The sequence below is a fragment of the Collimonas sp. OK307 genome (assembly GCF_900113705.1).
In the GTDB taxonomy this organism is placed as follows: Bacteria; Pseudomonadota; Gammaproteobacteria; order Burkholderiales; family Burkholderiaceae_D; genus Collimonas.
The window spans coordinates 1-24,394 of sequence record NZ_FOQI01000016.1 but is presented as its reverse complement, the minus strand read 5'-3'; the positions used below and the strand labels follow the sequence as shown (position 1 = coordinate 24,394).

Genomic DNA, 24,394 nt, shown 5'->3' with positions numbered 1-24,394 from the left:
CCTGCAGCCGTGGCAACACGGCGGCAGGATATGCCTTGTTACTTTGATTCCGCAGTGTTTTTTCTAAAAAAAGACCAATTTTGTGAATAACTGTTAAACCATCTATTACGGCCCGGCGCCGCGCTACATGTCAAAACGCTTCATGATGCCGATTGTCATCAGATCGGCGTCATTCTTGTTCCTGAAGGTGACTACCCGGCCGAAATCGGCGAAACCCCTGAAGCCTTTGCCCAAGTCATGCCCAACCTGCAAGCTGATCAAGCCATTTACTTTCCAGTTGCCCGAATCGCGCTGATTGACCGCCAGATAGGGTCCGGCGCCGGCGCTGATATCCCAGTGTTCTGTAATCGGCTGCACATACCAGCCTTCCGCGGCAATCCCGTGCCGATTCACGCGCACGCCGTCATCCCCTTCTTCTATCGCGGAAACTGAAGCGGCCCACGGTCCGTAGTATTTTTTTGCTTCCAGCGCGTAGCTCAGCCGCTTACCCGGACCCGACTGATTGGTCTGAGCAAAACCACCTAACGCCGCCAGCCACAACCCGTGATCGCCGCCCGCATCCGGCGCGTTCACATGCGTGGCGCCGAGTTCCTTGCCGATACCGACCAGGAACGCATCCGACGAAGGCGCGCCCGGTGTCAGCACGTGGTTGTATGCCAGCCGGATGCTGAGGCCGGGCGATAGCTGATCCAGGCGTGCTAGCAGCGCCACCGAAAACAAACCGCCCAAGCGCCTATCGTCTATTTCCGTGCCGTTGACGGTGGTTCTGTTCATGCTGAAATACGGTCCGGCGCCCAGTTCAAGGTCAAAATCGGGATGCAGTTTTTGGCGGTAGACCATCTGCGCTGCGTAACCGTCGCGATGATTGTTGTCGGGATGACCTTCGTTGTAATACACATAGTCGAGCCGGGTACTGCCGCCCGCTGGCAGATGTCCGCCAGCGGCCAGTCCGAACAGATCGATGGCCGGTCCGAACCTGATTTCCGCAGCGCGCCAACGCATCGGCTTCTGGGTATCCAGGCTGGTGCCGTAAAGTATACCGTTACCGAGCGCAGCCGAGACGTAGCTGTTATCAGGCGCCGGCGCCAATGGTGGCAAAGTCGTGACGTCTTCTGCCAGAGCGAGGGAATGCCAGCAAAGAAACGTACATGCCAGCGCAAAACTACAAATTGCTTCGTTTTTTTTCTTAGACATAGCCGCTTTCTATTGGGGGAGCTCATTTATTAGAGCGATGCAAAGTGATTTTGTTTCATCTTTTTTATTTGGGAAATAAACATTCCCATAATCAACATGTACCGATGCTTCCTCAAAACCGGCCAACGATACTTGCCGCCCCTGACGATCGTGCTCGCGACTTTGATCGCGTGCCCTTTGCACTCTATCTCGAATTGCGGCATATGTCCCCCATAGATAGCATCCACAAGGCAACACCACCATGAGCAACGACTCTGCATACTGGTAAAAATACAATCATCCCCTGATTGGATCGGTCGTTGCATTCACAACGCATTGAACTTCGCCCATGAGCGCGAGATTGCGAACGTCGTGTGAAACTACAGCCCCTAAACGCCTTATCGTTCCATTAAGAATGTAGTCAGCACTGTCAAAACTACCAGCTAGACATCTGGCCACCAAAATCTATAATCATATTTGTGCGCTGCACAATGCACCATTTCAATCCATCGCACTCTGCAACCAACGGCTAGTCTTTAGCCACCTTTCGTCGTCCTACTAATGTCATCTGTTTTTACAACACCGACTCCTTGGAGAAGCCATGTCTACCGTTGCAGAACAATTTTCAGCCGCCGCCAAAGCCAATTTTGAAGCTAATCTGGCCTTGTATACCGATTTCACGACCAAAGCATTTGCTGGCGTCGAAAAGCTGATCGAGCTCAACCTGAGCGCTGGTAAAGCTTCGCTGCAAGAGTCGACCGCTACCACTCGGAAACTCTTTGCGGCCAAAGATCCGCAAGAATTTTTCACGCTGAGCGCAGCACTGGCCCAGCCGAACGCGGAAAAAACCATCGCTTACGGCCGTCATTTCGCCAGCATCGCGTCCAGCACACAGGCCGAGCTGGCCAAGGTTGCTGAAGCCCAGGTTGCGGAAGCCAAGCGTAAAATCATCGAGTTCGTTGACCAGGCGTCGAAAAACGTGCCGCCAGGCGCAGAAGGCGCAGTGGCGTTCGTCAAATCGGCAATCGGTAGCGCCAACGCCGGTTACGAACAGTTAGCCAAGAGCACCAAGCAAGCTGTTGAAACGCTGGAAACCAACGTCAACAACGCCGTCGATCAACTGTCGCAAGCCGCTACTAAGAGTGCAGCGCATTCGACCAAGAAGTAATCGGTAGGGGAATCGATGTCCTGGCTCCAGACACGTGTTCGATTCCCTTCCCCACTATCGCCCCCTGATTGCCACAGGCCGGCAAGCGCTAGGAATGATGAACATTGCAAGCAAAAGGACCTTGACTTTGTTTTGTTCTCAGCAAAACTGATTTATTAAAAATAATGATATTCGGCAAGTTTTTCGTCGTACTATGTTTGTATTAAACATCGTCATTTACGCTTGTGCGCGGCTGAGCAGCAAGCACTGGCTCAGTGTTTGCTAAGTGTAGGCAAAAATCGGAGGTGCACATGAGTGATATCATTGTTGCAGACGAAACGTCAGTGGCCGTCCGGCTCGTGACCAAAGTCTATGCGAGCGCTCTCCTTGCATGTTTTGCGCTGCTTCCAGCCTATCTGATTACCTACCTGTTTTTTTTTCAGGATCCCGCTCTCAAATTCGAAAACCATGCGTTCCATGTCATCGCGATCGCGGCAGCCACCGTGGAAGGGCTGTTTGTGACCTACGTAACGTGGCGCTGCTACCGGTCATCGGGGGAACCGCTACTTCGCTGGATGACGCTAGGCTTTCTCGGCTTTGTGTTGATCTATGCGCTGCATGGCGCGTTCACGGGACTCGCACACCACAACCTCTGGCTATTCCTGCTGTATGGCCCCGCCTCACGTTTGGTCATGGCAATCCTGTTATTCGTCGCGCTACTGTCGTACCATCGTCCGTCTGACACCGTGGACCAGCGCATACAACCCCGGTCGTGGTTGACGTGGATAGGACTGTTCGTACTGGTGGACCTGGGGGTGGCGTATGTCGCGAATTCAACCATCGCCGGCCATCCTGCGGTGCGTCTGTCGATGGAAGGTGGGGCTCTCGTTTTTTCCGCATTGAATGTGACGGTGCTCCTACAACGCCAAATCCGTTCGCCGCTCATGACGATTTTCGCCATCTCTGTAACGGCGTTCGCACTGGCCTCTCTCGCGTTCATCCTCGGGCGCCCTTGGAATCATATGTGGTGGCTCGCGCACGCGATTTTCGCCGCCGGATTTTTCCTGCTGAGCTATGGGGTAGTGCAAGCATTCCTCACCACGCGGTCATTCTCGACGATATACAGCCAAGAGGAAATGATGGCGAGGCTCGCCGAAGCAATGGCGCGAACTGAGAACGCACTACGCGAACTTGAGCGCACCAATCGAACGCTCGAGCGCCTGGCGGCAACCGACCCGCTGACCGGCGCGGACAATCGACGCCGGTTCACCGAGCAGGTCGAAGCCGAGATGGCCCGGATTCATCGTGGTGGCGAGCCGTTCTCCGTTCTGGCACTCGATCTGGATAATTTCAAGGTCATCAACGACCGCTACGGCCACCAGGCTGGCGATGACATCCTGAAGGGATTCGTGCAGAGATGCCTCGATGCGATCCGGCCGTATGATGGTGTCGCCCGAGTGGGGGGAGAAGAGTTCATGGTGCTGTTGCCGCGGACTGTTCTCGAAGCCGCGCGTGATGTCGCCGAGCGCCTCCGAGCATCCATTGCAAGTAGTTCATTTGAGAGTGGCCGACAGCGACAAATCCCGGTCACGGTAAGCATCGGCGTATCACAATTCGGCCGCGACGGGGACACCATAGACGCGATCGTAAGCGCAGCCGATGAGCGACTATACGACGCTAAGCACCAAGGGCGCAATCGCGTAGTCACAGCTATCCAAATCGGCAACCAGCCCCTCTTGTCCTGATTATTATTTTGAAATTGCCGAAAACATTAGTACCAGCACGTTCCAATCGATTAGAACAACAATAACAAATGAGAATCCTCATTCCCGCGAACCAGATCGTCAAAGATATGAACTAGCCGGTCGAATAAATGCTCGGTGTAACTCTATCCGACCAATCCCCTGCACCATCATTGTCCGTATTGCAGGTTGTAACATGAAAATTCTTTTCGGCGCTGGTGGCGACCTTACCTCGTTGCCTCGCTGCAGACGGTGTGATTTGAAAATCACGTTCCATGAAAAACGCTTCCTTTGTTGAACATGAGCGTTCTTTTGAAATAAAAGGAGAAATCAATGGATATCGATTTCGGCTGGCCATTGCCACCGCACTTCGAGCTGGTCCCCGTGCCTTCCGCAACGAATAACGGTAATACACCATGCATCGTTACCTTGAATGACGGTCATCGCCATGCAGGCGATTTGCTGGGCTTTGATCCAGAGGCATCAATTCTCGAATTTCGTCCCGAGCGCGCGGTCGACAATCTTTGTATTCGTTTTTCCAGCCTCAGAAGCATCCGTTTAACGTCGCCGATAGAACTGAAGAAAATGGCATTGCCTTTAACGGTAGAAACGCAAAAAAATCCATCAATCCCAATTAAACAAAGATGCGTAATTTTTTTCAAAGATGGCGAACGTTTGGTATCTGAAATAGTAGGTTACGTACCGCGTGAAATCGGGCTTTTCTTATTTCTTATCAGTGCAGGCAATAACGTTTTGCGCTGGTTCATTCCGACGGAAACAATTGCCAGTTATCAGATTGGCGATAAACTCGGCAAGATGCTGATAGACGAGAATATTGTGCCGGCTGATGCGGTTGAAGCCGGGCTGGAAAAACAGAGCCGCTTGCGGGAATCCAAGCTGGGAGACTACTTACAACTAGAGCATCTGGTCACAGAAAAACAAGTGGAAATGGCACTGCAAAAGCAAAAATCAATGCCCCGTCTTAAACTTGGAGAAGCGTTGATTCAGGAAAATCTGATCACCAATGAGCAGCTGACGCAAGCGCTAAAGAGACAGGCGGAAGATAGGAACTTGCACTTGGGTGACATTCTTGTTGCCATGGGTTTTGTCACCAAAGAAAGTATAAAGAGGATATTGGCGCAAAAGCTTGGCATTCCTTTTGTTATGCTACCTAAATTTCAGTTTGACTTGGAATTGGTCAAGAGCGTACCTGCCGACATTGTACGCAAATATTCTGTGATGCCGCTATACCGAACCCAGTCGCGCATGGTGGTGGCAATGGAAGATCCCTTGTCATCGGAAGCGTTGAAGTCATTAGCGTTTTGCAGCAAACTCAAGATCGACCCTGTCATGGCGTCTGAGGAGGACTTGGCCGCTATCATTTCAAAAATTTTTGGTAGGCAGGCAGAACGTCACGATATCGCGGAATATGTTTCAAAATTGGACGAAGGTAGTGATATCGATGCAAGACTGGCTGTAAATGAGGTGGTTACGGAATCCGACAACACCATGGTTCGCCTAGTCAACAAAATCATCCTTGATGCCTATGAACAAGGTGCATCCGATATCCATATTGAAGTCATGAAAGGAAATGAACCGACCCGGGTCCGCTTTCGCAAGGACGGCGTCATGGTCGATTATTCGGACATTCCGGCAAACTACCGCAACGCCTTGATTTCCCGTCTTAAAATCATGAGCCGTCTCGACATTTCGGAGAAGCGGCGTTCACAAGACGGGAAGATGAATTTTGAGCAATTTGGACCTGCAAAAATTGAGCTTCGCGTCGTCACCATGCCGACTACCGAAGGCCTGGAAGACATCGTGATGCGGATACTTGCCGCGCCCAAGGCCTTATCCCTGGATGCATTGGGCCTGTCCCCCGCGGTGCTGGAAGGACTCAAAAAACTCGCACTCAAGCCACATGGACTGTTATTCGTTTGCGGTCCGACAGGATCGGGCAAGACGACAACGTTGCATTCTTTGCTCAGTTATATCAATACCCGAGAGCGCAAAATATGGACGGTCGAGGACCCCATAGAAATTACCCAGAAAGGTTTGCGGCAAGTTCAGGTTCACGCAAAAATCGATTTAACTTTTTCCACTGTATTGCGCAGCTTTTTGCGCGCAGATCCTGACGTAATCATGGTGGGAGAAACAAGGGATCCGGAAACGGCCAAGACGGTCATTGAGGCTTCACTCACCGGTCATCTGGTATTTTCTACCTTGCATACCAACAGTGCCGTCGAAAGCGTCGTCAGGTTATTGGATCTTGGTCTGGACCCGTTTAATTTTGCAGATGCATTGTTAGGGGTGCTCGGACAACGACTCACACGTAGATTGTGCACTGCCTGTCGCCAAAGTTATTCCGCTGAGGCTGACCAAGTCCAAATGCTTGCTTATGAATATTGCCTGGAAACTGAACTGCAGGCAGACGAAATAATAGCGCAATGGCAAAAGCAATATGGTCACGACGGCAACACACTCACCTTATACAAGGCAGTAGGTTGTGAAAAATGCGACAAGAGCGGTTACAAAGGAAGACTAGGGGTACATGAGTTGCTGCTTAACACGCCCTCTATCAAGAAGAGAATTCACGCGAGAGCGAATGTACCGGAGATATTACAAATAGCCATCGGTGAAGGCATGCGTACTCTGAAACAAGACGGGATCGATAAGATATTTCAAGGCTTGACCGACTGGGAACAAGTAAGAATGCTCTAGGACAAGCGGCCGTATATAGATTATTCATCCGCCTCCCACTCAGGAGGCGGACGGGACTTCACCCACAACAATCAGGAATTATTTACCTTCTCCAACTTGTATCGGTTGCTTGGCAGCTAGCGCTTCCGTCTCGTCAAAATACTGCTTTAAGGCCATGATCTCGCGCGACACCTCCTCCGGAAAACCTTTGCGCGTCCCTCTTTGATCCAGCAAGAGTTCGGCAAATAGTCTCTCGCCAGCAGAACGCGTCAGCCAAACTTCGGCAAATTGGTTAGCGATACGCGGATAATTCTTAATTAACCACAGCGGCCAAATGTCTGTAGGCAACGATAACAACCAATCGTATGTCTGCTCCTGCAAATTCAAATCGGCAGGTCCAAGCATGCGACGCAAGTGTTCCCAGTTTTTTTCTTGCCTGTTACGCAACGCCTCATCAAGTACGGCTTTTGCTTCCGAAACTGAAACTTTTTCGAATGGAATTGCGTCCATAACGCCTCCAAAAAAGGGGGAGTCGAATTTATCGCGCTTCAAACAACATTTAAGTGTCAGGCATGCCAATTGAAGCGCTCGGGCCAATTAAAAAATTTCCCAGTGGAATTTATTTTTACACACTATTAAAGCGTTGTACACCGGCTGCTATTACCAAGCGTGTTCGTTTGCTTGCTGGGTCGACCCGCCCGCCATACCCTCGCGAACGCCGCTCCGCGTAGGACGGTCCTGTAATTTCCGTGCGCGGATGGCGCCGGACAGTGTTTCTGGAGATGCCAAGACGTCTGGCGATCTCTCTTAGGGGGACCTGGTCGCGAATGTGCCGGCGTCGAATAATGCCTGGTAATACCACGTCGATCACTCCCATCCCCTACTCATTGTTGTGAGCTGGATTGTGCCTTAAACGTGGATATATCCCGCTCTTGCCGGAAAAATGGCGATTACACCATGATTGGGGAGATGACGGGGAAATTCCGGGGAGACAGCATCGGTAATTAGTATTTTTTTACGGTATTTTACAAAATCCAACGCTGATCAAAATCGACCGGAAAGCCTTTAAATACATGGCTTGCGGCGATTTACCGGAATTTCATAAAAATTTGGATGGTCCCGCCAACAGGAATCGGACCTGTATCTAGCGCTTAGGAGGCACTCGTTCTATCCATTGAACTATGGCGAGACTGGAACAGGAAGGCGCAGAATTTACGTTTACAGCAAATCCCATGGCATTCCATATCAATTTCGATCCGCCGAAATAACACTCCGGCAATCTGGGCGTGAGTATAACAAAGACCGCAAGAACGCTGGGATAGAACTGAAGTTATTTCGTTTAGTCCAGTGCGTACGCTCGATACACGCAGTTACCTGTGAACTCTCAATGTTCCACGAGATATCTTGTCAGTTGCATCACTCATTGCGAGCTCACAGCATCAAATAGGCATAAGATTTTCTATATCTAGCTTGAAGTTATTCTCGCTTGTGAACCATTTGATAATGGTGGATATTTCTATCTTTATCAAATTCTGAATAGACTTCAAGCGCGCCCGAAAAAATTGTTTCTCAGAATGCGCGATTGTTATTTTTACGGCGTCACCTACTGATTCAACCTCAGACAACACTCTCTGAAAGTATGTGCTTCGCGCCTTACTGAAAAGAATTTTGCCCTAGAAATATTAATTGATCGAACAATTACGAAGAGCAATCATGAACAAATATTTTTCTACTCCAATTCTTGTGGCTGCCATTATCTCCGCAAATCCTGTCTTGGCCGCCGATAAGGTGCCTGTGAGCAAGGAGACGCAGGCTTTCCAAAGAATTGCCATCCAGGGAACGGATCGCGAGATGGGCCTGGGGATTTCCGAGTTCCCTCCTAACGCCGAAAAGCCTCGGCACATGGCAACTGGCCCCGAAGTCTGTTACGTACTTGAGGGTGACATAATATTAAACGTGGATGGTAAGCCCACGCAGCACATCCATGCAGGCGAGACTTTTCAAATAGCAGCGAATGCGGTCCACGTCACCAAAGCCGGGCCGGCGGGTGCGAAAGTCATCGCAACATGGGTCTACGTTCCCGGTAAAAAGTTCAACATCCCTGTTCCAAATCCAGGTTGATCGTACATTCTGCGATTCCACGCACATTCCAAGCATCGAAAAACTTCTTGTGAAGTGAAATTACTTCGGCTGACGAATAGCGTACAAAAATCGTTATAAAGATTCTTCTCAAACCAAGCGTTATTGCAATGCGCCTAAAAAACCATGAACACACTAAAACTTCTGTCCTTTTCAATATATTTTCTTGCTGCCAGCAGCTATGCTGCAAGCGCAGCCGATCAATCCAAGATGAAAGATGCGGTAGATACCACTATCCAGCCTTTGATGCAGAAATACGGCATTCCGGGCATGGCAATCGCCGTCACCATCAATGGCGAGAATTATTTCTACAACTACGGCGTAGCTTCAAAGGAAACCCTGGAGCGCGTTACCAACAAAACCCTTTTTGAGATCGGGTCGCTCAGCAAAACATTTACAGCGACGCTGGCATCTTATGCTCAGGTCAATGGCAATCTTTCCCTGTCTGATAACGCCAGTAAATATTTGCCGTCCTTGCACGGTAGCAGCTTCGACAATGTCAGCCTGCTGAATCTAGCTACGCATACCGCAGGCGGCCTTCCGCTGCAAGTTCCGGACAATATAGATAATACCGATCAGTTGATGGATTATTTCAAGCATTGGGAGCCTGATCATGCGGCCGGCACATACAGGAAATACTCCAACTTAAGTATCGGAATGCTTGGCATGATTACGGCCAAAAGTATGAATATGTCTTTTGAGGACGCGCTCGAAAAGAAATTATTCCCCGAACTTGGCATGACCCACAGTTACATCAATGTACCTGCGGACCAGATGAAAGATTATGCGCAAGGTTACAACGTAAAGGATGCGCCCGTCAGATTGAACCCCGGGATTCTGGAATCTGAAGCATACGGTGTGAAATCAGGTTCGGCGGACTTGATCCGATTTATTGACAGTAACATCCAGGCCGGCAAGTCTAGTGAAAAATTGCAACGTGCGATCACGGCAACTCACACGGGATATTTCCGCTCAGGCGAATTTACGCAGGATTTGATATGGGAACAATATCCTTATCCAGCAGAGCTGAAACAACTGCTGGCGGGTAACGATCCTACGGTTATCTATCAAGGCACGGTCGCAACCAAGTTGAACCCTCCGTTGCCGCCGCGGGGGGACGTATTGATCAACAAAACCGGTTCAACGAACGGCTTTTCCACCTATGCGGCTTTTGTTCCGTCTAAAAAAATTGGCATAGTAATCTTAGCCAACAAGTCCTATCCGAATGATCAAAGAGTGACTGCCGCGTATCAAATACTCACCCAACTGAGTGGCCAGGCCGCATCAAAAAAATAATCATTGGTGGCAAACTTGATGCGCTCGTCCAGTGACAAGCCCGACATGGCCGAGAGAATGGTAAAGACTGACACAGCATGGCGGACCAAAGCCCGCCATGCTGCTGATTTGATGCTGCGATTATTTGGCAGCGATAGGGAAGGCGCAAACAAAATTCATCATGACCTCGGCGATCGAATCTGCCGCCGGTTTGACGTAGGTCGAGTTTTTCAAGGCGTCGCTGTGATCTACCTTGGCGCCGGCACCGTCAAGCCCGGCAAACAGGATCTCTTTCGTTAGCCTTACAGTCTTGGCTTTGCAATCGTATAAAGTGAAATCCTGATACGACTGGAAGGTCGGCAATACTTTAGCGTCGCCATCGTTCTTGCGCGGCTCCTTGAAATTCCACATCGACCAGGCTTCCCGGATACCTTTGTTTTCCTTGATCGATGCCTGGTCCAGCTTGAGCTCGGCGGTATCGCTGGATCCGACCGGTTGCCAGTCAGCTGCAGCCTGTGCCACGACGCAAGCCAGCCCCAGAGTAAGGGTGAGCGCTAATTTTTTCATGTGAATTTCCTTATAGAGTGCGAGCGTTGTTTCGACTCTGCATAGTAAACATTAATTCCGGTAGCGAGTATGCAATTTGGTAACAAAATGAAAAAAGCCCCGAGTAAGACGGGGCTTTTGGCTACGGCAACAATGTGCCGCAGGATTTTCTTATGCTTTAGGTTTTGACAAGCATTGCTTCATGAATGCCTTGCGGTCATCGCCCTTTTTATCGGTAGCGTTGGCATTACAGGATTTCATTTTCTCTTGCTGTGTCATTGGGGCAGCAGGAGCGGCAGCCGGTTTCGCGCTCAGGCAATCCTTCATGAAAGCTTTGCGGTCATCACCGGTTTTTCCGGTTGCATCCTTGTTGCACGACGCCATTTTGCTTTGCTGCGAATTTGCGGCAAAGGCCGGGTTAAAAATAAAGCAGCAAGCGAGCAATGCCAGACCTGTCAGTTTTTTCATGCTTTTCTCCGTTTCCACATTGGGGTTACCGCTTTAGTTACCGCATCAATTACAACATTAATTAACAATTATGCGGCTTGATGCATTACAGCACGAAAATTGTCAGCTGCCAATATGTGAGCTATATGCTTATGCGGCGCCGACATAAGGGTGCGGGCGCATAAGAGGATCGGGCTGATATTCACGAATCGTATGGCATGTATGTGAAAGCGGAATTGGATTAGTCATTCCAGATTACATATACTGCATTGCAACATAAACGATCAACTGAAAGGGAATAACATGTCTAGCATCTCACCTCCACTGCCGCTGTCAACACTTTCGATGCAAGCGCAGGCGCGCGCTGATATGCATTCCCATGACAAGAACCTGACCAAGTCGCAGCCCAGTCTGCTGGACAAGCTGCTGGGTGCCTGGATCGCCCCTTACGAAGGAATGAGTGACTGTTACCTGCGCTTCTGAAAGCGGACCGCAGCAAGACCCGCTCACCAGCCCCGCCGCTTGCGGGGCTTTTTTTCGCCCGCGAAACAGTTTTTTTACGCTGCACCCCAAGTTACCCACAGAAAATGTGCGCAAGCCTGTTGATAACTCCACAGTAAAAAATCCAAGCCTTTGATTCATATCGATTTTTAAGCGGTGCTCGCAGCAGGGTCAAATTCCCTCCTGGATAAGTGCAATTAGCCGATACGCAATTTGTACAGGCAAAAAAAAACCCGCTCACCTTGCGGTTGCGGGCTGAATCCAAACCTTAGGAGGTGTTGGAGGAGACAGGTGTAACTATATGGCGACGCAGCATTCATGTCTGCTTTATTTAACTGATAACAGATATTCCATATTTATATATCTCGGCCACGTGCTTATCGCCTGCGGTATTTCTCGGCGAACGGGCCTGCAAATCTGAGAATGAGTCTGCCAGTAAAGCGAGTTTTCATTTTGGCTCGTGATCATGACTGCGGCACGCATCGGCACGCGCCTTGTGCATCGTGCCATCCTTGCAACGCATCACACTGTGCGTTCCCATGTTGTGATTGCCTCCACCGTAAAAGGATTCTGGACGCCGATCGTTCCTGGCGTCCGGGCGCCCTTCCAGTGCAGCTCCCGGCTCCGGTCGCGGCATCGGTTCGTTTTGCGCTTGAACCAAAGGGGAGAATGCAAGTGATAACGCCAGCAAGCCAAGGAGCTTCTTCATATCGGACCTTTCTTAACAAATTTATCAACAAGGACGATCTCTGATCCCACATCACGGCTACGGAGCAAGGCAGTTCGCTTATCGCCTGTTTGTTTCTTTTGGTTTTGCCGCTTCTGCTCCGTGGTCCACTAAGCGGGGTCAGCGTGAAGTTTCGGCGGTAAGACATACCGAAAGTTCACGCTGACCCCGGTTAGTTCCTACTGTCCTTCACATTTGCCGTAAAAAAACTTCGGTATTACCGATGAGATTTGGAATAGCTTCTTAGTCAGTCGCGTAATACCCGATACAGCGCCACACCGGACCAGGGCTGCAGATTGCCCTGTTCGGCTGCATGGATCAGCACCGTCATGCGCCGGTTGGCGGGCGCATCGCGCGCCAGCGATTCAGCCAGGCGGACAATCGCGCCGTTCAAATAATCCACTTCCGTCAAGCGCCCTGCTTCCAAGTCTTGCCACATGGATGAGCGCGCCTCGGGATCTATTTTCAGCATGGTCGCTGCAATTCGCTTGAAAAGTACATCGGGTAAACGCAATATGACCGGCAGCAGTTGCGGCCCGACCTTGGCGATCCTGGCGGGCCGGATCCCGGCAGCGCGCAGCACATCCAATGCCTCTGCGATCAGCAAGGCCAGGCAACGCCGGTAGGCCCGCTGCGACAACTGGCTTTTGAGCGCCAGGCCGGACAACGCATTCACTGCATTATTCAAATTCAGCAACAGCTTGCCCCACTGGATTGCCACGAAATCCTCGCACTGTTGCAGCGGCAAATGGGCCATCCGAAACGACGTCAGCCAGGGCTCCAGTCCGGCGCATGTTTCAATCATCAACTCACCGCCGCTGGCGCGATGAAAACGATTGCCGTCCATCTGCACCACATTGAACGGCACCATGGCCGCCAGCACCTGCCAGCCGGGCATCAGGCTGCGCAAGGTATCGGCGTTGCCGACGCCATTTTGCAGACTGACGATCAGCGCCGACGGTTTGGCATATTCTGCAATGGCGCTCGCCGCAGCAGCACTATCGGCACTCTTGACGGTGACCAGGATCAGATCGGCCTCGGCCAATGCAACGGCACTTTCCTGATACGGCACATGCGCGCCCTCAAGGTGTTGCCGGCGACCTTCCAGATCGCTCAGCAGCACGCCCTGGCCGGCAATCTGCAGACGCATGCGAGACCGCCCTACCAGCACCACATCGGCTCCGGCAGCCAGTAGCGACGCGCCGACATAAACACCGATCGAACCGGCGCCAAAAACGGCGATTTTCATTGCATCATTTTGTATATCACGGGCCATCAATAGGCGATATGCAAACGGCGATACAAGAAGCCCAGGACAAACAACGGGCCGATCAGCAGGAATCGCAAATCATCAAAGAACGACGGCTTCTTGCCCTCGATCTTGTGCCCGATAAACTGCCCAATCCAGGCGATTACAAACACGCTCACCGAGAGCGGCAGCACCAGGCCCGGCGGCAAGATATAGAGCAAGGCCAGCATCGCACCCGACATCAGCAACATGCCGATTGCCAGCGGCGTCGACAGTGAAAAATAGTAAAACATGGCCGCCAGCGCAGCCGCCAGCGCCACCCAGGGATGGATCACCCACAGCAAACCCAACAACGTGAAAACGATCACCGGCACGCAAATGAAATGGATCACCTCATTCACCGGATTGAGATGACTTTCAGAGTATTTGTCCAGCAGGGTGTCTATAGAACGGTCCGCTGCCGGTTGCGAATGCTGATTCATGAAGGTCTCCGTCTTTTTTGTATGCGACTATCTTAGACCATCATTCTTCCTCGCGCTTGCAGGCGGCCACCATTTTTTGCAGTTCGGGCGACGCCGTGCCAGGGTGGCGAAACAGGCTAGAATTTATGACAAGTGCAATTGCCCCAGCGGTACAAATGCATTTTGTGGAAAACGTTTTTAATCTCGTTCGGCACGCCGCCAAACAACACTTCGGATGCGGTCAGGCCAAACACGCCCAGGCTGATCGACGGCTCCAGCGCCACCACCGCGTGCCAGGTGCGTTTGGGAATGAACAGTGCATCGCCCGCCTCGACCCGCGCATATAACCCTTGCGTCTTTTCAAACTCCTTGAGCTGGTCCGACTGTTGGTCAAGGCGAGAGATATTGATATCGCTCAGGATCGCGCCCCAGTCGTATTTCTCGGAAATACACATGTGCGGCGTTTGCTCAGGCGGGAACAAGATGAATTCCTTGCTGCCGCGTACCTGGCAAAACCAGTTGTTCGGAAAATCGTAATGCAAGCCGGTCACCGTGTTAGCCGGGCCCATGAAGACATACTCCCATGTCCAGCGCAAACCCGGCCACAGATCCTTGATCGAAAAATCATGGCGCAGCACGGGAAATTCATCGAGGATATTCCATTGCGCCAGATACATGCGATCGGGTTGAAACGATTGCATGTGCGACCAGTCGAGAAAAAAACGCTCTCCCGCTGCCAGTTGATGACGGCGCCGGTCTGGCAGCAAGCCAACGTTGTCTGGCAGGCCTTGCCTGCCCAGCGTCGCCAGCTCTTGCAGATAAGGGCCGACCGGCATCACCGGCCGATGCCGGGTCTGCCCCTGTTCCACCAGGCCGTTCTGGAATTTCACCTGCGGTTCAGAACCATCCTTGTAGCGCAGCGCCGCCATCTGCTCGAACGACCAGTTTTGCTGCGCCGGCCAGTTACGCAGCGCGCCCTTGACCAGCAGAGGCCGGGTACGGTCGCCGAAACCGCCCTCGCGTTGCAGCTGCTCGGCATCGATCTGGTCGACTAACTGGAAGGAAGGTCCGCGAATCGAAGTCATAGGTGAAGATCTGAGATAAAAAATCGGAAAAAAGCGAATTGCGCTGACAGCAATCCGTTAGTTTAGCAGGATGGCTTGAGAATTTTTCTGCAGCGATTGTCTCTGGAAATTGCGCCTAGAAATTCCGTATGTCATCTTGAATCATCCTGATCCGGTTATCGCCGTTAAGGCGGTTGATCAACTGCGCTTGCGCCGCACGCCAAAGCTGATCCCGATCCATCAGATAACCTTCAGTCCGATAGCCATAGCGGCCGTTACCCGGTACGTCGCCATAGTAGCTGATGGTGGTGCGGTGGCTTTCTGCAATTTCGTCATAACGCAGATCCAGGGGCGGTACCCTGGTGACGGACAGATCCAGCACTATCTGCATCGAATTTACTTCCTCCACGACTTTACGGTTGAAACGATAGGTGCGCACCGCCGTCGAGCCGTCCTGCTTCTTGAATTCGACGTTTTCGCTCACCGCCTCTACGTATTGCCTGAATTTAGGCGGATAGTAAATGTATGAGGTATTCAGATACATGCCAAGATCGGCTTTAGCACCGCCTTGATATTGAAACCGGGTGAAACCGAGATCAAACAATCCCAGCACGCTTCTGGTGATATCGCCCTCCGGTTCGTTGCTGCTGATTTGCAGCACGATGGTACCCATAGTGTGATATTTTTCAGACAAGGGCTGCGCATCCTTATAAGCACCGTGATCCCGATACACGTCAGAGGCGTTATAAAAAGCCTGGCTGGCGTCGCGGTACATGGCTTTGCTGCGTTGCGCATTACGCGCTACCAGATCCTGCCCTTGCTGGTAATACGCTGCAGCGTCCTTGTTATCAGCTGCAAATTTATATTTTCCGGCTTGCTTCCTGGCGTCTTTATAGTCGCCGTACTTCTTATAAATGTCAGCAGCGGCCGCAAAGCTGATGGCTGCCTGGCGGTCATCCTTGTAGACAACGGCTGACGTGGCTTTCAGATAGTACTGTCCCGCCAGTTTTTCTCGCAATGTCGCATCGGGATAGCGATCCGGCAAATCGGTATACCTGGCGTAATAACGCCTTTCGGCCAGCATGGTCCTGATTTCCAGCAAGGCCGAATAGCCGGCTATTTTCTTGTCGTACTCCAGAGGATTGGCGCTGTTGATTGCGGTTTCGTAGTTGCTTTCAATAATCCGCATGCGTTCGCGGATGCCGTTTCTTTCATCGCTATCGTCGTAATCCGCTTTCTTGTATTTTTCATCGAGATAGACGAGTGTCGATTTCACGCTGGCGACATAGTTGCCGCCTTCGAATTGCGAAATCGCTGTAGATAGAGATGCACACCCCGCGAGCAATAACGCGCAGCCAAACAACAAAAAAACGGATAGGACGGTTTTAATTTTTTGCATTCTTTTCCCTGCAGCGATTTGCCGCGCTTTAGTAATTCGGGCAATGGCAGATCTTAAGCGGAAGTGCAGCGAAGATGCAATCTCGACAACCGTCATAAAAAAACCGCGTCTCGTGACGAGATCGCGGTTAACCGGTGCGGGGGGGCACTGGAGGGAGACCGGGGGGAAAAAAAAGCCCGCCGCCATACGGCGGCAGGCCAAATATCAACATAGGAGAGGATAGGCTCCGATAGACAGCTTTATTCTAGTGACAAACAGAAGCTGCCACACCTGTCAGATTTAACAGGTTTACAAATCAGAAGCCTTGACCGTCATATCATTTATGACAACACTTCAGCACATGATTTTTTATCAATCATCGGTGGCAAATGCAGTGCCGCCGGCCGAGCGTTCAATTCGCCAAAAACTCGCGCCACGGCTCAAAGTATTTTTCACGCCAGCCAATCTTGACCTGCTCGTAATCCTGGTCTGGCACGTCCAGATGCACAAGCTCTATGCGCCCATGCTCTCCTTGGGTATGAAACGACAGGATCAGGATCGAGTCCGGATCGTCTGCGGTAAACGCCGACGAACGCCAGGTCTGCACGATCAGCCTGGGCTTGGCCACCTGCAGCATGACGCCAGTCAGGGCGCCGTCGAACGCCGAAAACTCAGCGCCGGCTTCGCCACCAATGGTGACCGGCAGCCCGGTGATTGCCTGATGCATCACCGGATCTACATACATCTCGAACAACGCCTCGGGGGGCGCCTTCAAGACCACCGTTTTATAAATCACATTGCGCATGCTGGTTCTTCCTGCTGTTAGCAAAGCATCAAGTCAGCAAGCGCCAGGGACACTACTTAGGAATGGCGCACTGAGAAAATTTCCAGGCCGGGGCCAGGGTAAATACGATTACGAATGCGAGTGCGAGTTCGAATACAGCCACCGCCACAAAACTTTACCTCATTTTTCAAAAACTCATTTCATCGCGCGCCGCATGCCCACGTACATGGCTTCCACCTTCTCGCGCGCCCATTCTGTCTTGCGCAGAAATGTCAGGCTGGATTTGATGCTGGGATCGCTCTTGAAACAACGGATGTCGATCCGCTGGCCCAATCCATCCCAGCCATAATGGGCTACCAGCTCGGTCAGCATCGCTTCCAGCGTAACGCCGTGCAAATGATGATGTGTGTTCTGTGTCATGCGTTTCTCGATCAAGGTTCAGGCTGACATTCTACGGCCACATGAACCTGCAGTCCTGTACACGGCACAGTATTCAAGTTTTCGGGAGTTCTGTCATTATCTAAATTACAACTATACAGGTTACCCACAGAAATTGTGGACAGTCCTGTTGATAACTACCAGGCGTTTTAGTTATGTCATTGATATATATGGATTTTTTATCACTGCACAGAGTTGCCGCGCAACCTGCCTGAGATTGTTTAAGAATCCTTTAATTCAATCCGGCTAAACTGTGACGGTTTTCTGTGATTGCAATGTGTTGTTAAGGAGCTGGTGCCATGCGTTTGCTGTTGGTGGAAGACGATCTGATGGTGGGCGAAGCCGTGCGCAAGGGATTGCGCCAGGACGGCTTTGCCGTCGACTGGGTGCAAGACGGCGTTGCGGCGCTGAGTGCGCTGGCGCAAGAGGATTACCAACTGCTGCTGCTCGATCTCGGCCTACCGAAAAAAAACGGCCTGGAAGTCCTGAAGTCGCTGCGCGCCGGCGGCAACCGGATTCCGGTGTTGATACTCACCGCACGCGACGCCGTATCGGACCGGGTGGCCGGCCTGGATGGCGGCGCCGACGACTACCTGGTCAAGCCGTTTGACCTGGAAGAACTGGCGGCCCGGATTCGCGCCCTGCTGCGGCGCCAGTCCGGACGTGCCGAACCGTTGATCGAACTGGGCCAGCTGACGCTCAATCCGGCTACCCATGAGGTGCTGCTGGAAGGCCGCCAGGTCAATCTGTCGGCCCGCGAATTTGCCTTGCTTCGCGCCTTCCTGGATCGTCCTGGCGTGGTGCTGTCGCGCGCGCAACTGGAAGAAAAAATGTACGGCTGGGATGACAGCATTGACAGTAATGCGGTGGAGGTCTACATCCACGCCTTGCGTAAAAAACTCGGCAGCAATTTCATCAAGAATGTGCGCGGCATCGGCTATATGGTGGCCAAATGACGTCGACATCATCGTCAAGATTATCCATCCCATCCATTCGAAAGAGTTTGCTGCTATGGCTGGCAGTCGGTTTGAGCGGCGCCATCCTGGTGGCAGGCGGCGCCCTGTATTTCCAGGCGCGTGGCGAGGCCAACGAATTATTCGATTATCAAATGCGGCAGATCGTCGCCTCCCTGCCGCGCCAGGCGTTTTCGCCGATGATTGAGAATGGCGATAGCGGACCGGAACTGGATGACCAGATCATGATCCAGATCTGGGACAACACCGGCGTCGTCATCTATCACTCGCATGGGCAGGCAAACTTGCCGTTGCAAGCCGAGCTGGGCTTTACCAATGTCCGCCAGAGCAATGGCCTGTGGCGCGTGTACAGCGCGCAGATCGGCAATACCGTGGTGCAGATCGCGCAGCCGCAAAGCGCACGCAATCAGATTGCAGCACAGATGGCGATCAAGACCGTCACTCCCTTGCTGCTGCTGTTTCCCTTGCTGGGCATATTGATCTGGGTGGCCGTCGGCCGCGGGCTGGCGCCAATCAGACGTGCTGCGGCAGAAGTCCAGGCACGCGACATGCACGCCTTGTCGCCGATTCCGGACACCACGCTGCCGCGTGAAATCCGGCCACTCACCCAGGCGCTCAACGATTTACTGGCGCGCCTCGGTCAATCCATCAATGCGCAACGCGCGTTCGTTGCCGACGCCGCGCACGAACTGCGCACGCCGCTGACCGCACTGCGCCTGCAAGTCCAACTTGCCGAACGCGCCTTAGATGACGGTGAACGGCAAGCAGCTTTCGGCGATCTGAAACAAGGGCTGGAACGCGCCACGCATTTGCTGCAACAGTTGCTGACACTGGCGCGCCAGGAACCCGGCGCCTTCGAACAAGCCCACGTCGAACTCGATTTGCGCGCACTGCTGCATAGCGTAATCGGCGACTTCGCCCTGAGCGCCCATGAGCGCCAGATCGACCTGGGCATCGGCACAGAGATGCCGGCCAGCGTGACCGGCAACACCGATGCCCTGCGCATCCTGTTCAATAATTTGATCGACAACGCCCTGCGGCACAGCCCGCCTGGTAGCAGCATCGATGTCTCGCTTGCCGCAGATGCCGCCGGTGTCACGGTTTCTGTGGAAGATCACGGCCCGGGCATTCCAGAGGCCGATTTGCAGCGTGTATTCGATCGCTTCTACCGCGCTGCCGACAGCCAGACGCAGTCGCATGGCAGCGGCCTGGGGCTGGCGATCGTCAAGCAGATTGCCGATGCCCACCGTGCCAGCGTCAATCTGGAAAATACAGGACACGGGCTGCGTGTCAGTGTGCACTTTGTGGCCTGATTAATATTTTTTTCTTTAAGTCTGCTTTAATTTTTAGTATTTATGCTGTGTGCTAGTTCTAGTCCATCTGCAAAGGAGCACAGCATGAATCGTCAGACCTTTACCCGCAGCATTATTGCAGCCGCCGTTCTGGTGGTAGCCGGCGGCGCCTACCTGCATTCGAAGAACGGCGATATCGGTATCGACAACGCCAATGCGGCGATCGTGGCGCCAGCGCCGGCTTCAGCGCCGGTAAGCAATGCTGCGCCGGCCGTGGCTGTGGCCACCGATTTTTCCGGCATAGTCGAACGTTCCGGACCTGCCGTGGTGAACATCAGCGTCACCGGCAAAGCGAAACAAAGTGCGGTTGCCGACCAGGACGACTCCGGCGAACTCGATCCTAACGATCCGTTTTCACAATTCTTCAAGCGTTTCGGCCCGCAGCTGCAAATCCCTAGCCATCCGCAAATCATGCGCGGCGAAGGCTCTGGCTTCATCATCAGCACCGACGGCCTGATACTGACCAACGCCCACGTGGTCGACGGCGCCCAGGAAGTGACAGTCAAGCTGACCGACCGCCGCGAATTCAAGGCCAAGGTGCTGGGCTCCGACAAACAGAGCGATATCGCGGTGATACGGATCGACGCCAAAAACCTGCCGACGGTACAGATCGGCAATCCGGCGCTGACCAAGGTCGGCGAACCGGTACTGGCGATCGGCTCGCCTTACGGTTTTGAAAATACCGCTACCGCCGGCATCGTCAGCGCCAAGTCGCGCTCCCTGCCGGACGATAATTATGTACCGTTCATCCAGACCGATGTCGCCGTCAATCCTGGCAACTCGGGTGGACCGCTGTTCAATATCAGAGGCGAAGTGATCGGCATCAATTCGCAGATCTATAGCCAGACCGGCGGCTATCAGGGCCTGTCTTTTGCGATTCCGATCGATGTCGCCACCAAGGTTGAGCAGCAACTGGTCAAGCATGGCAAGGTCACCCGCAGCCATTTGGGCGTCAGCGTGCAAGAGGTTAACCAGGCACTGGCGGAATCTTTCGGCTTGAAGACTGCCGCCGGCGCGCTGGTGAGCTCGGTCGACAAAGGCAGCCCGGCCGACAAGGGAGGCCTCCAAACCGGCGACGTGATCCTGCGCTTCAATGGCCAGCCGATCAATCATTCGTCCGACTTGCCGAGCCTAGTGGCCGACACGGCGCCCGGCACCAGCAGCACGATTGAGGTGATGCGCAACGGTCAGGCCAAGACGCTGACCGTCAAGCCGACCGAAGCGGAAGCGCTCAAAACTGCCAGCAACGACACCGGCGCCGGTTCGCAAGCACGGCTCGGACTGGCGCTGCGCCAGCTCACCCCGGACGAACAGCAACAGGTCGGCACACACGGCGGGCTGGTGGTGGAAGATGCGACCGGACCGTCGGCACTGGCCGGCATCCAGCGTGGCGATGTGATCCTGTCGCTCAACGGCAAGCCGGTCAACAGCGTCGAGCAGTTGCGTCAATTGGTAAGCAAGGCCGGCAAGAACGTGGCGCTATTGGTGCAACGCGACAAGGATAAAATCTTTGTGCCTTTGAATCTGGGCTAAAGCGCCAACACCGCAGGATGGAGTTACGATGACTGAACCGTTAAACAAACCGGTCAAAAACAACAATCTATCGCAACACATCCTGCCCTCTTCCGCCACGATGATCGGGGTTTGCATTACCGCCCTGTCGATCATCAAACTCGCCAGGTTCAGCGGGCTGGCAATATGGCTGAGCCATCTGCTGGCGCTGAACAGCCTGGTATTCCTGACCAGCGGCATGCTCTCGTATGCCGCCATGCGTTCAAGCCGCAGCGCGCGGCTAGAGCAATACGCCGACATCGCCTTCATCTTTGGCTTGATCCTGCTGAGCCTGTCCACCGTCTTCATGGCGGTAGTGATTGACTAAATCCTCCCTGATTGAATTTTCATTCTAATCAAAGTTACCCACAGAAACTGTGGATAGTCCTGTTGATAACTCCAATGTGTTTTAGCTATGTACTTGATATATATGGATTTTTTTATCCTGCTCAATGTTGTGCGAGCAACGGCGTTCAAATAGCATCGGATACGCCTGTCCACTGTACATAACCACACCGGGAAAAAGGCGATGCTTGAACGAGCGCTCGGTTTGTAATTTGCGCCAGGCTTGCCTAAGCTAGTTAAGCTTTACCATGAGCTTCACACCAAGTTTCACCATCCGGCTCGGCAGATTCAGTGCCGGCAGCCATCACGCCCGCCAGATGACAGCAAATGAAATTGCGATTTCAACAAGCAAAGTCCGCCCATCAAATATAATTTAAAAAAAAATCTGCGGTTTGTCGATCTCTCTGCCGCCCGTTCGACTAATTAGCAGATCCCGGATTTAACCCGGCTGCAGCCGGCACACTGAACAAACCATTGAAACCAGACGGAGATATTACGATGCGATTCATGATCATACGCAAGGCAGACAAGAACACCGAGGCGGGTACCATGCCCAGCACAGAACTGATCACCGCCATGATGAAATACAACGAAGAAATGATACAAGCCGGCGTCATGCTCGCCGGCGAAGGCCTGCAACCTAGTGCGAAAGGCGCACGCATCAAATTCTCGGCCGGCAGACCGACCGTGTTCGATGGACCTTTCGCCGAAACCAAGGAATTGATCGCCGGCTTTACCATGATCCAGGTGCAATCGCGGCAGGAAGCCATCGATTGGGTCAAGCGTTGGCCAGCTTTGGACGGTGACGGTGCGGTCGAGCTGGAGCTACGCCAGGTATTCGAGGCGGAAGATTTCGGCGACGAATTCACGCCCGAACTGAGAGAAACCGAAGAACGCTTACGCCAGCAAAGCGCCGACCTGCACAACAACGCCAACTCCTGATCCACGTCATATCGCTGGCAACACAGAGGAAACCATGATCAAAACCATCGTTATCATCGTCGTCGTTGTACTGGCCGGCATCTTCGGTTACGCCGCCACCCGGCCCGATACTTTCCGCGTGCAGCGCACGATTTCGATCAAGGCGCCGCCGGAAAAGATTTTCGCCCGCATCAACGATTTCCATGAATGGGGCAACTGGTCACCTTACGAAAAACTGGATCCGGCGATGAAAAGAACCTTCAGCGGCGCCGCCAGCGGCAAGGGTGCCGCGTATGCATGGGAAGGCTCGGACAAAGTCGGTGCCGGACGCATGGAGATCAGCGACACATCGCCATCGAAAACCCTCATCAAGCTCGATTTCACCAAGCCGTTTGAAAGCAGCAACGTCGCCGAATTCAGCGTCGACACCCAGGGCGACAACAGCAACGTCACCTGGGCCATGTACGGCCCTTCGCCTTATGTGAGCAAGGTGATGGGATTGTTTTTCAATATGGACAGCATGATCGGCAAGGATTTTGAAAGCGGTCTTGCCAACCTGAAAACCACCGTCGAAAAATAAAGACGGACACCGTTGCGCCAGACCCGGCGCAGTTTCATTGTTAATTCCAGCAACGAAGGAGAACATTATGCTATTGAATGCCTATCTTAATTTCGACGGCCAGTGCGACGCCGCGTTCAAGCTATACCAGCAAGTCCTGGGCGGGAAAATCGCCTTCAGATTAACCAACGCCGAATCACCGATGGCAGAACAAACGCCACCGGACCGCCAAGACAAGATCGTGCACATACGGCTGGAAATGGATGGCGGAGTCTTGATGGGTTCGGATTGCCCGCCGGAGTATTTTCAAAAAATGCAAGGCATGGTCCTGTCGGTTAATGTCGACTCGATTGCGGAAGGTAAACGTATCTTTGACGCATTGTCAAAAAACGGCACGATCAAGATGCCATACGAAAAAACCTTCTGGGCCGCCGGTTTCGGCATGCTGGAAGATCAGTTTGGCACGCCTTGGATGGTTAACTGCGAGAAGGATAACTGACACCGGGATGTTGCGGTTGCAGTTGCAGTTGTTTTTGACGCGGCTTTTGACTTTGAAGTCCGCATTGGGACGCTGCCAAATGTGGCGCGTGTCAGTCGGGAATTGTGGGAAGACATGTTTGAGCGCAGCGAGTTGGTCTTTCCACCCGACTGATACGCGCCACATTTGGGGACCTGACCGAAGGGAAGGCAGTGGCTTTGCGGTCGCCTTTTCTTTGCTTACTTTCTTTTGGCGAAGCAAAAGAAATGGAATGGACGCCTCCCCCTAAGGGGCGAAGCTGACAAGACGGGATGGAATACGCAAGGGGTTCTCGCTGTCAACGGCATCATTGTGCCAAAGTAGAGGTTCGCAAAAACCACTTAAGACAGGAGAACCCGAAATGAAGAATACCGTAATTGGTGTTGACATTGCAAAGACTGTTT

At 52.7% G+C, this 24,394-nt stretch carries 24 protein-coding genes, 1 tRNA gene and 1 pseudogene; 13 read left to right on the top strand and 13 right to left on the bottom strand.

What is annotated here, in order from left to right; genetic code table 11:
• Positions 1–123 precede the first annotated feature (123 nt).
• Positions 124–1,194 (bottom strand): hypothetical protein, encoded by a 1,071-nt coding sequence (locus tag BM205_RS18810; RefSeq protein WP_092416396.1) that lies wholly within the window; start codon positions 1,192–1,194, stop codon positions 124–126.
• Positions 1,195–1,774: 580 nt separating this feature from the next.
• On the opposite strand from BM205_RS18810, the gene BM205_RS18800 reads away from it, so the two are divergent.
• From BM205_RS18800 to BM205_RS18790, 3 genes are all read left to right on the top strand, one after another.
• Complete coding sequence (locus tag BM205_RS18800) at positions 1,775–2,341, top strand: phasin family protein (protein WP_092416394.1); 567 nt, start codon at positions 1,775–1,777, stop codon at positions 2,339–2,341.
• Between the two features lie 290 nt (positions 2,342–2,631).
• Positions 2,632–4,065, top strand: a complete 1,434-nt coding sequence (locus tag BM205_RS18795; RefSeq protein WP_092416393.1) for a GGDEF domain-containing protein — start codon at positions 2,632–2,634, stop codon at positions 4,063–4,065.
• A gap of 330 nt (positions 4,066–4,395) precedes the next feature.
• A complete protein-coding gene (locus tag BM205_RS18790; RefSeq protein ID WP_092416392.1) occupies positions 4,396–6,783 on the top strand; it encodes a GspE/PulE family protein in 2,388 nt (795 codons plus the stop codon).
• 78 nt (positions 6,784–6,861) lie between these two features.
• On the opposite strand, the gene BM205_RS18785 is transcribed toward BM205_RS18790, so the two are convergent.
• The 3 genes and pseudogenes from BM205_RS18785 to BM205_RS18775 form a co-directional block, all read right to left on the bottom strand.
• Positions 6,862–7,272 carry a hypothetical protein gene (locus BM205_RS18785; protein ID WP_092416391.1) on the bottom strand — a complete coding sequence of 137 codons (411 nt, stop codon included), beginning with the start codon at positions 7,270–7,272 and terminating at the stop codon, positions 6,862–6,864.
• 202 nt (positions 7,273–7,474) lie between these two features.
• Positions 7,475–7,633: pseudogene (locus tag BM205_RS24615) on the bottom strand (helix-turn-helix domain-containing protein); the annotation flags it as partial.
• A 243-nt stretch (positions 7,634–7,876) separates the two neighbouring features.
• Positions 7,877–7,951, bottom strand: a tRNA-Arg gene (locus BM205_RS18775).
• Positions 7,952–8,475: 524 nt separating this feature from the next.
• On the opposite strand from BM205_RS18775, the gene BM205_RS18765 reads away from it, so the two are divergent.
• Together BM205_RS18765 and ampC are read left to right on the top strand one after the other, a co-directional pair.
• Positions 8,476–8,883, top strand: coding sequence for a cupin domain-containing protein (locus BM205_RS18765; RefSeq protein ID WP_092416388.1), 408 nt, complete (start codon positions 8,476–8,478; stop codon positions 8,881–8,883).
• 144 nt (positions 8,884–9,027) lie between these two features.
• Positions 9,028–10,197 (top strand): class C beta-lactamase, encoded by a 1,170-nt coding sequence (gene ampC / locus BM205_RS18760; protein ID WP_092416387.1) that lies wholly within the window; start codon positions 9,028–9,030, stop codon positions 10,195–10,197.
• Between the two features lie 120 nt (positions 10,198–10,317).
• Here the strand turns inward: ampC and BM205_RS18755 are convergent, their stop codons facing one another.
• Together BM205_RS18755 and BM205_RS18750 are read right to left on the bottom strand one after the other, a co-directional pair.
• Entirely contained in the window at positions 10,318–10,743 is a 426-nt protein-coding gene (locus BM205_RS18755) for a surface-adhesin E family protein (protein ID WP_092416386.1), read from the bottom strand.
• A 150-nt stretch (positions 10,744–10,893) separates the two neighbouring features.
• Positions 10,894–11,190 carry a PsiF family protein gene (locus BM205_RS18750; RefSeq protein WP_092354138.1) on the bottom strand — a complete coding sequence of 99 codons (297 nt, stop codon included), beginning with the start codon at positions 11,188–11,190 and terminating at the stop codon, positions 10,894–10,896.
• 282 nt (positions 11,191–11,472) lie between these two features.
• Here BM205_RS18750 and BM205_RS24105 point away from each other — a divergent pair, with 282 nt between their 5' ends.
• The gene (locus BM205_RS24105) at positions 11,473–11,652 is read left to right on the top strand and encodes a hypothetical protein (protein WP_139227321.1); all 180 of its coding nucleotides are present in this window, start codon (positions 11,473–11,475) and stop codon (positions 11,650–11,652) included.
• A 466-nt stretch (positions 11,653–12,118) separates the two neighbouring features.
• Here BM205_RS24105 and BM205_RS18745 read toward each other — a convergent pair whose 3' ends face one another.
• The 7 genes from BM205_RS18745 to BM205_RS18715 all read right to left on the bottom strand — a co-directional run bounded on the left by BM205_RS18745 (position 12,119) and on the right by BM205_RS18715 (position 17,753).
• Complete coding sequence (locus BM205_RS18745) at positions 12,119–12,379, bottom strand: hypothetical protein (RefSeq protein ID WP_092416385.1); 261 nt, start codon at positions 12,377–12,379, stop codon at positions 12,119–12,121.
• 265 nt (positions 12,380–12,644) lie between these two features.
• A complete protein-coding gene (locus BM205_RS18740; RefSeq protein WP_092416492.1) occupies positions 12,645–13,646 on the bottom strand; it encodes a 2-dehydropantoate 2-reductase in 1,002 nt (333 codons plus the stop codon).
• 26 nt (positions 13,647–13,672) lie between these two features.
• Positions 13,673–14,128 carry an Mpo1 family 2-hydroxy fatty acid dioxygenase gene (locus BM205_RS18735; RefSeq protein WP_092416384.1) on the bottom strand — a complete coding sequence of 152 codons (456 nt, stop codon included), beginning with the start codon at positions 14,126–14,128 and terminating at the stop codon, positions 13,673–13,675.
• A gap of 116 nt (positions 14,129–14,244) precedes the next feature.
• Positions 14,245–15,192 carry a cupin-like domain-containing protein gene (locus tag BM205_RS18730; protein WP_254783958.1) on the bottom strand — a complete coding sequence of 316 codons (948 nt, stop codon included), beginning with the start codon at positions 15,190–15,192 and terminating at the stop codon, positions 14,245–14,247.
• Positions 15,193–15,307: 115 nt separating this feature from the next.
• Positions 15,308–16,570, bottom strand: a complete 1,263-nt coding sequence (locus BM205_RS18725) for a hypothetical protein (protein ID WP_092416382.1) — start codon at positions 16,568–16,570, stop codon at positions 15,308–15,310.
• 391 nt (positions 16,571–16,961) lie between these two features.
• A complete protein-coding gene (locus BM205_RS18720) occupies positions 16,962–17,354 on the bottom strand; it encodes an SRPBCC domain-containing protein (protein WP_092416381.1) in 393 nt (130 codons plus the stop codon).
• Between the two features lie 174 nt (positions 17,355–17,528).
• On the bottom strand, positions 17,529–17,753 hold the full coding sequence (locus tag BM205_RS18715) for a VF530 family protein (RefSeq protein WP_092416380.1): 225 nt from the start codon (positions 17,751–17,753) through the stop codon (positions 17,529–17,531).
• A 317-nt stretch (positions 17,754–18,070) separates the two neighbouring features.
• Here BM205_RS18715 and BM205_RS18710 point away from each other — a divergent pair, with 317 nt between their 5' ends.
• From BM205_RS18710 to BM205_RS18680, 7 genes are all read left to right on the top strand, one after another.
• Positions 18,071–18,727, top strand: coding sequence for a response regulator (locus BM205_RS18710; RefSeq protein WP_092416379.1), 657 nt, complete (start codon positions 18,071–18,073; stop codon positions 18,725–18,727).
• 26 nt (positions 18,728–18,753) lie between these two features.
• Positions 18,754–20,058 carry a sensor histidine kinase gene (locus BM205_RS18705; RefSeq protein WP_092416491.1) on the top strand — a complete coding sequence of 435 codons (1,305 nt, stop codon included), beginning with the start codon at positions 18,754–18,756 and terminating at the stop codon, positions 20,056–20,058.
• A gap of 84 nt (positions 20,059–20,142) precedes the next feature.
• A complete protein-coding gene (locus tag BM205_RS18700; protein ID WP_092416378.1) occupies positions 20,143–21,630 on the top strand; it encodes a DegQ family serine endoprotease in 1,488 nt (495 codons plus the stop codon).
• Positions 21,631–21,658: 28 nt separating this feature from the next.
• The gene (locus BM205_RS18695; protein ID WP_092416377.1) at positions 21,659–21,976 is read left to right on the top strand and encodes a hypothetical protein; all 318 of its coding nucleotides are present in this window, start codon (positions 21,659–21,661) and stop codon (positions 21,974–21,976) included.
• A gap of 515 nt (positions 21,977–22,491) precedes the next feature.
• Positions 22,492–22,935 carry a YciI family protein gene (locus tag BM205_RS18690; protein ID WP_092416376.1) on the top strand — a complete coding sequence of 148 codons (444 nt, stop codon included), beginning with the start codon at positions 22,492–22,494 and terminating at the stop codon, positions 22,933–22,935.
• A 34-nt stretch (positions 22,936–22,969) separates the two neighbouring features.
• Positions 22,970–23,494: an SRPBCC family protein gene (locus tag BM205_RS18685; protein ID WP_092416375.1), complete on the top strand. Its 525-nt coding sequence runs from the start codon at positions 22,970–22,972 to the stop codon at positions 23,492–23,494.
• Between the two features lie 67 nt (positions 23,495–23,561).
• Positions 23,562–23,972 carry a VOC family protein gene (locus tag BM205_RS18680; RefSeq protein WP_092416374.1) on the top strand — a complete coding sequence of 137 codons (411 nt, stop codon included), beginning with the start codon at positions 23,562–23,564 and terminating at the stop codon, positions 23,970–23,972.
• Positions 23,973–24,394 lie beyond the last annotated feature (422 nt).

What these genes read in the sequence shown, in the direction of transcription:
- BM205_RS18810 (WP_092416396.1), bottom strand. Translation starts at nt 1,194, where the DNA reads ATGTCTAAGAAAAAAAACGAAGCAATTTGTAGTTTTGCGCTGGCATGT.
- BM205_RS18800 (WP_092416394.1), top strand. Translation starts at nt 1,775, where the DNA reads ATGTCTACCGTTGCAGAACAATTTTCAGCCGCCGCCAAAGCCAATTTT.
- BM205_RS18795 (WP_092416393.1), top strand. Translation starts at nt 2,632, where the DNA reads ATGAGTGATATCATTGTTGCAGACGAAACGTCAGTGGCCGTCCGGCTC.
- BM205_RS18790 (WP_092416392.1), top strand. Translation starts at nt 4,396, where the DNA reads ATGGATATCGATTTCGGCTGGCCATTGCCACCGCACTTCGAGCTGGTC.
- BM205_RS18785 (WP_092416391.1), bottom strand. Translation starts at nt 7,272, where the DNA reads ATGGACGCAATTCCATTCGAAAAAGTTTCAGTTTCGGAAGCAAAAGCC.
- BM205_RS18765 (WP_092416388.1), top strand. Translation starts at nt 8,476, where the DNA reads ATGAACAAATATTTTTCTACTCCAATTCTTGTGGCTGCCATTATCTCC.
- ampC (WP_092416387.1), top strand. Translation starts at nt 9,028, where the DNA reads ATGAACACACTAAAACTTCTGTCCTTTTCAATATATTTTCTTGCTGCC.
- BM205_RS18755 (WP_092416386.1), bottom strand. Translation starts at nt 10,743, where the DNA reads ATGAAAAAATTAGCGCTCACCCTTACTCTGGGGCTGGCTTGCGTCGTG.
- BM205_RS18750 (WP_092354138.1), bottom strand. Translation starts at nt 11,190, where the DNA reads ATGAAAAAACTGACAGGTCTGGCATTGCTCGCTTGCTGCTTTATTTTT.
- BM205_RS24105 (WP_139227321.1), top strand. Translation starts at nt 11,473, where the DNA reads ATGTCTAGCATCTCACCTCCACTGCCGCTGTCAACACTTTCGATGCAA.
- BM205_RS18745 (WP_092416385.1), bottom strand. Translation starts at nt 12,379, where the DNA reads ATGAAGAAGCTCCTTGGCTTGCTGGCGTTATCACTTGCATTCTCCCCT.
- BM205_RS18740 (WP_092416492.1), bottom strand. Translation starts at nt 13,646, where the DNA reads ATGAAAATCGCCGTTTTTGGCGCCGGTTCGATCGGTGTTTATGTCGGC.
- BM205_RS18735 (WP_092416384.1), bottom strand. Translation starts at nt 14,128, where the DNA reads ATGAATCAGCATTCGCAACCGGCAGCGGACCGTTCTATAGACACCCTG.
- BM205_RS18730 (WP_254783958.1), bottom strand. Translation starts at nt 15,192, where the DNA reads ATGACTTCGATTCGCGGACCTTCCTTCCAGTTAGTCGACCAGATCGAT.
- BM205_RS18725 (WP_092416382.1), bottom strand. Translation starts at nt 16,570, where the DNA reads ATGCAAAAAATTAAAACCGTCCTATCCGTTTTTTTGTTGTTTGGCTGC.
- BM205_RS18720 (WP_092416381.1), bottom strand. Translation starts at nt 17,354, where the DNA reads ATGCGCAATGTGATTTATAAAACGGTGGTCTTGAAGGCGCCCCCCGAG.
- BM205_RS18715 (WP_092416380.1), bottom strand. Translation starts at nt 17,753, where the DNA reads ATGACACAGAACACACATCATCATTTGCACGGCGTTACGCTGGAAGCG.
- BM205_RS18710 (WP_092416379.1), top strand. Translation starts at nt 18,071, where the DNA reads ATGCGTTTGCTGTTGGTGGAAGACGATCTGATGGTGGGCGAAGCCGTG.
- BM205_RS18700 (WP_092416378.1), top strand. Translation starts at nt 20,143, where the DNA reads ATGAATCGTCAGACCTTTACCCGCAGCATTATTGCAGCCGCCGTTCTG.
- BM205_RS18695 (WP_092416377.1), top strand. Translation starts at nt 21,659, where the DNA reads ATGACTGAACCGTTAAACAAACCGGTCAAAAACAACAATCTATCGCAA.
- BM205_RS18690 (WP_092416376.1), top strand. Translation starts at nt 22,492, where the DNA reads ATGCGATTCATGATCATACGCAAGGCAGACAAGAACACCGAGGCGGGT.
- BM205_RS18685 (WP_092416375.1), top strand. Translation starts at nt 22,970, where the DNA reads ATGATCAAAACCATCGTTATCATCGTCGTCGTTGTACTGGCCGGCATC.
- BM205_RS18680 (WP_092416374.1), top strand. Translation starts at nt 23,562, where the DNA reads ATGCTATTGAATGCCTATCTTAATTTCGACGGCCAGTGCGACGCCGCG.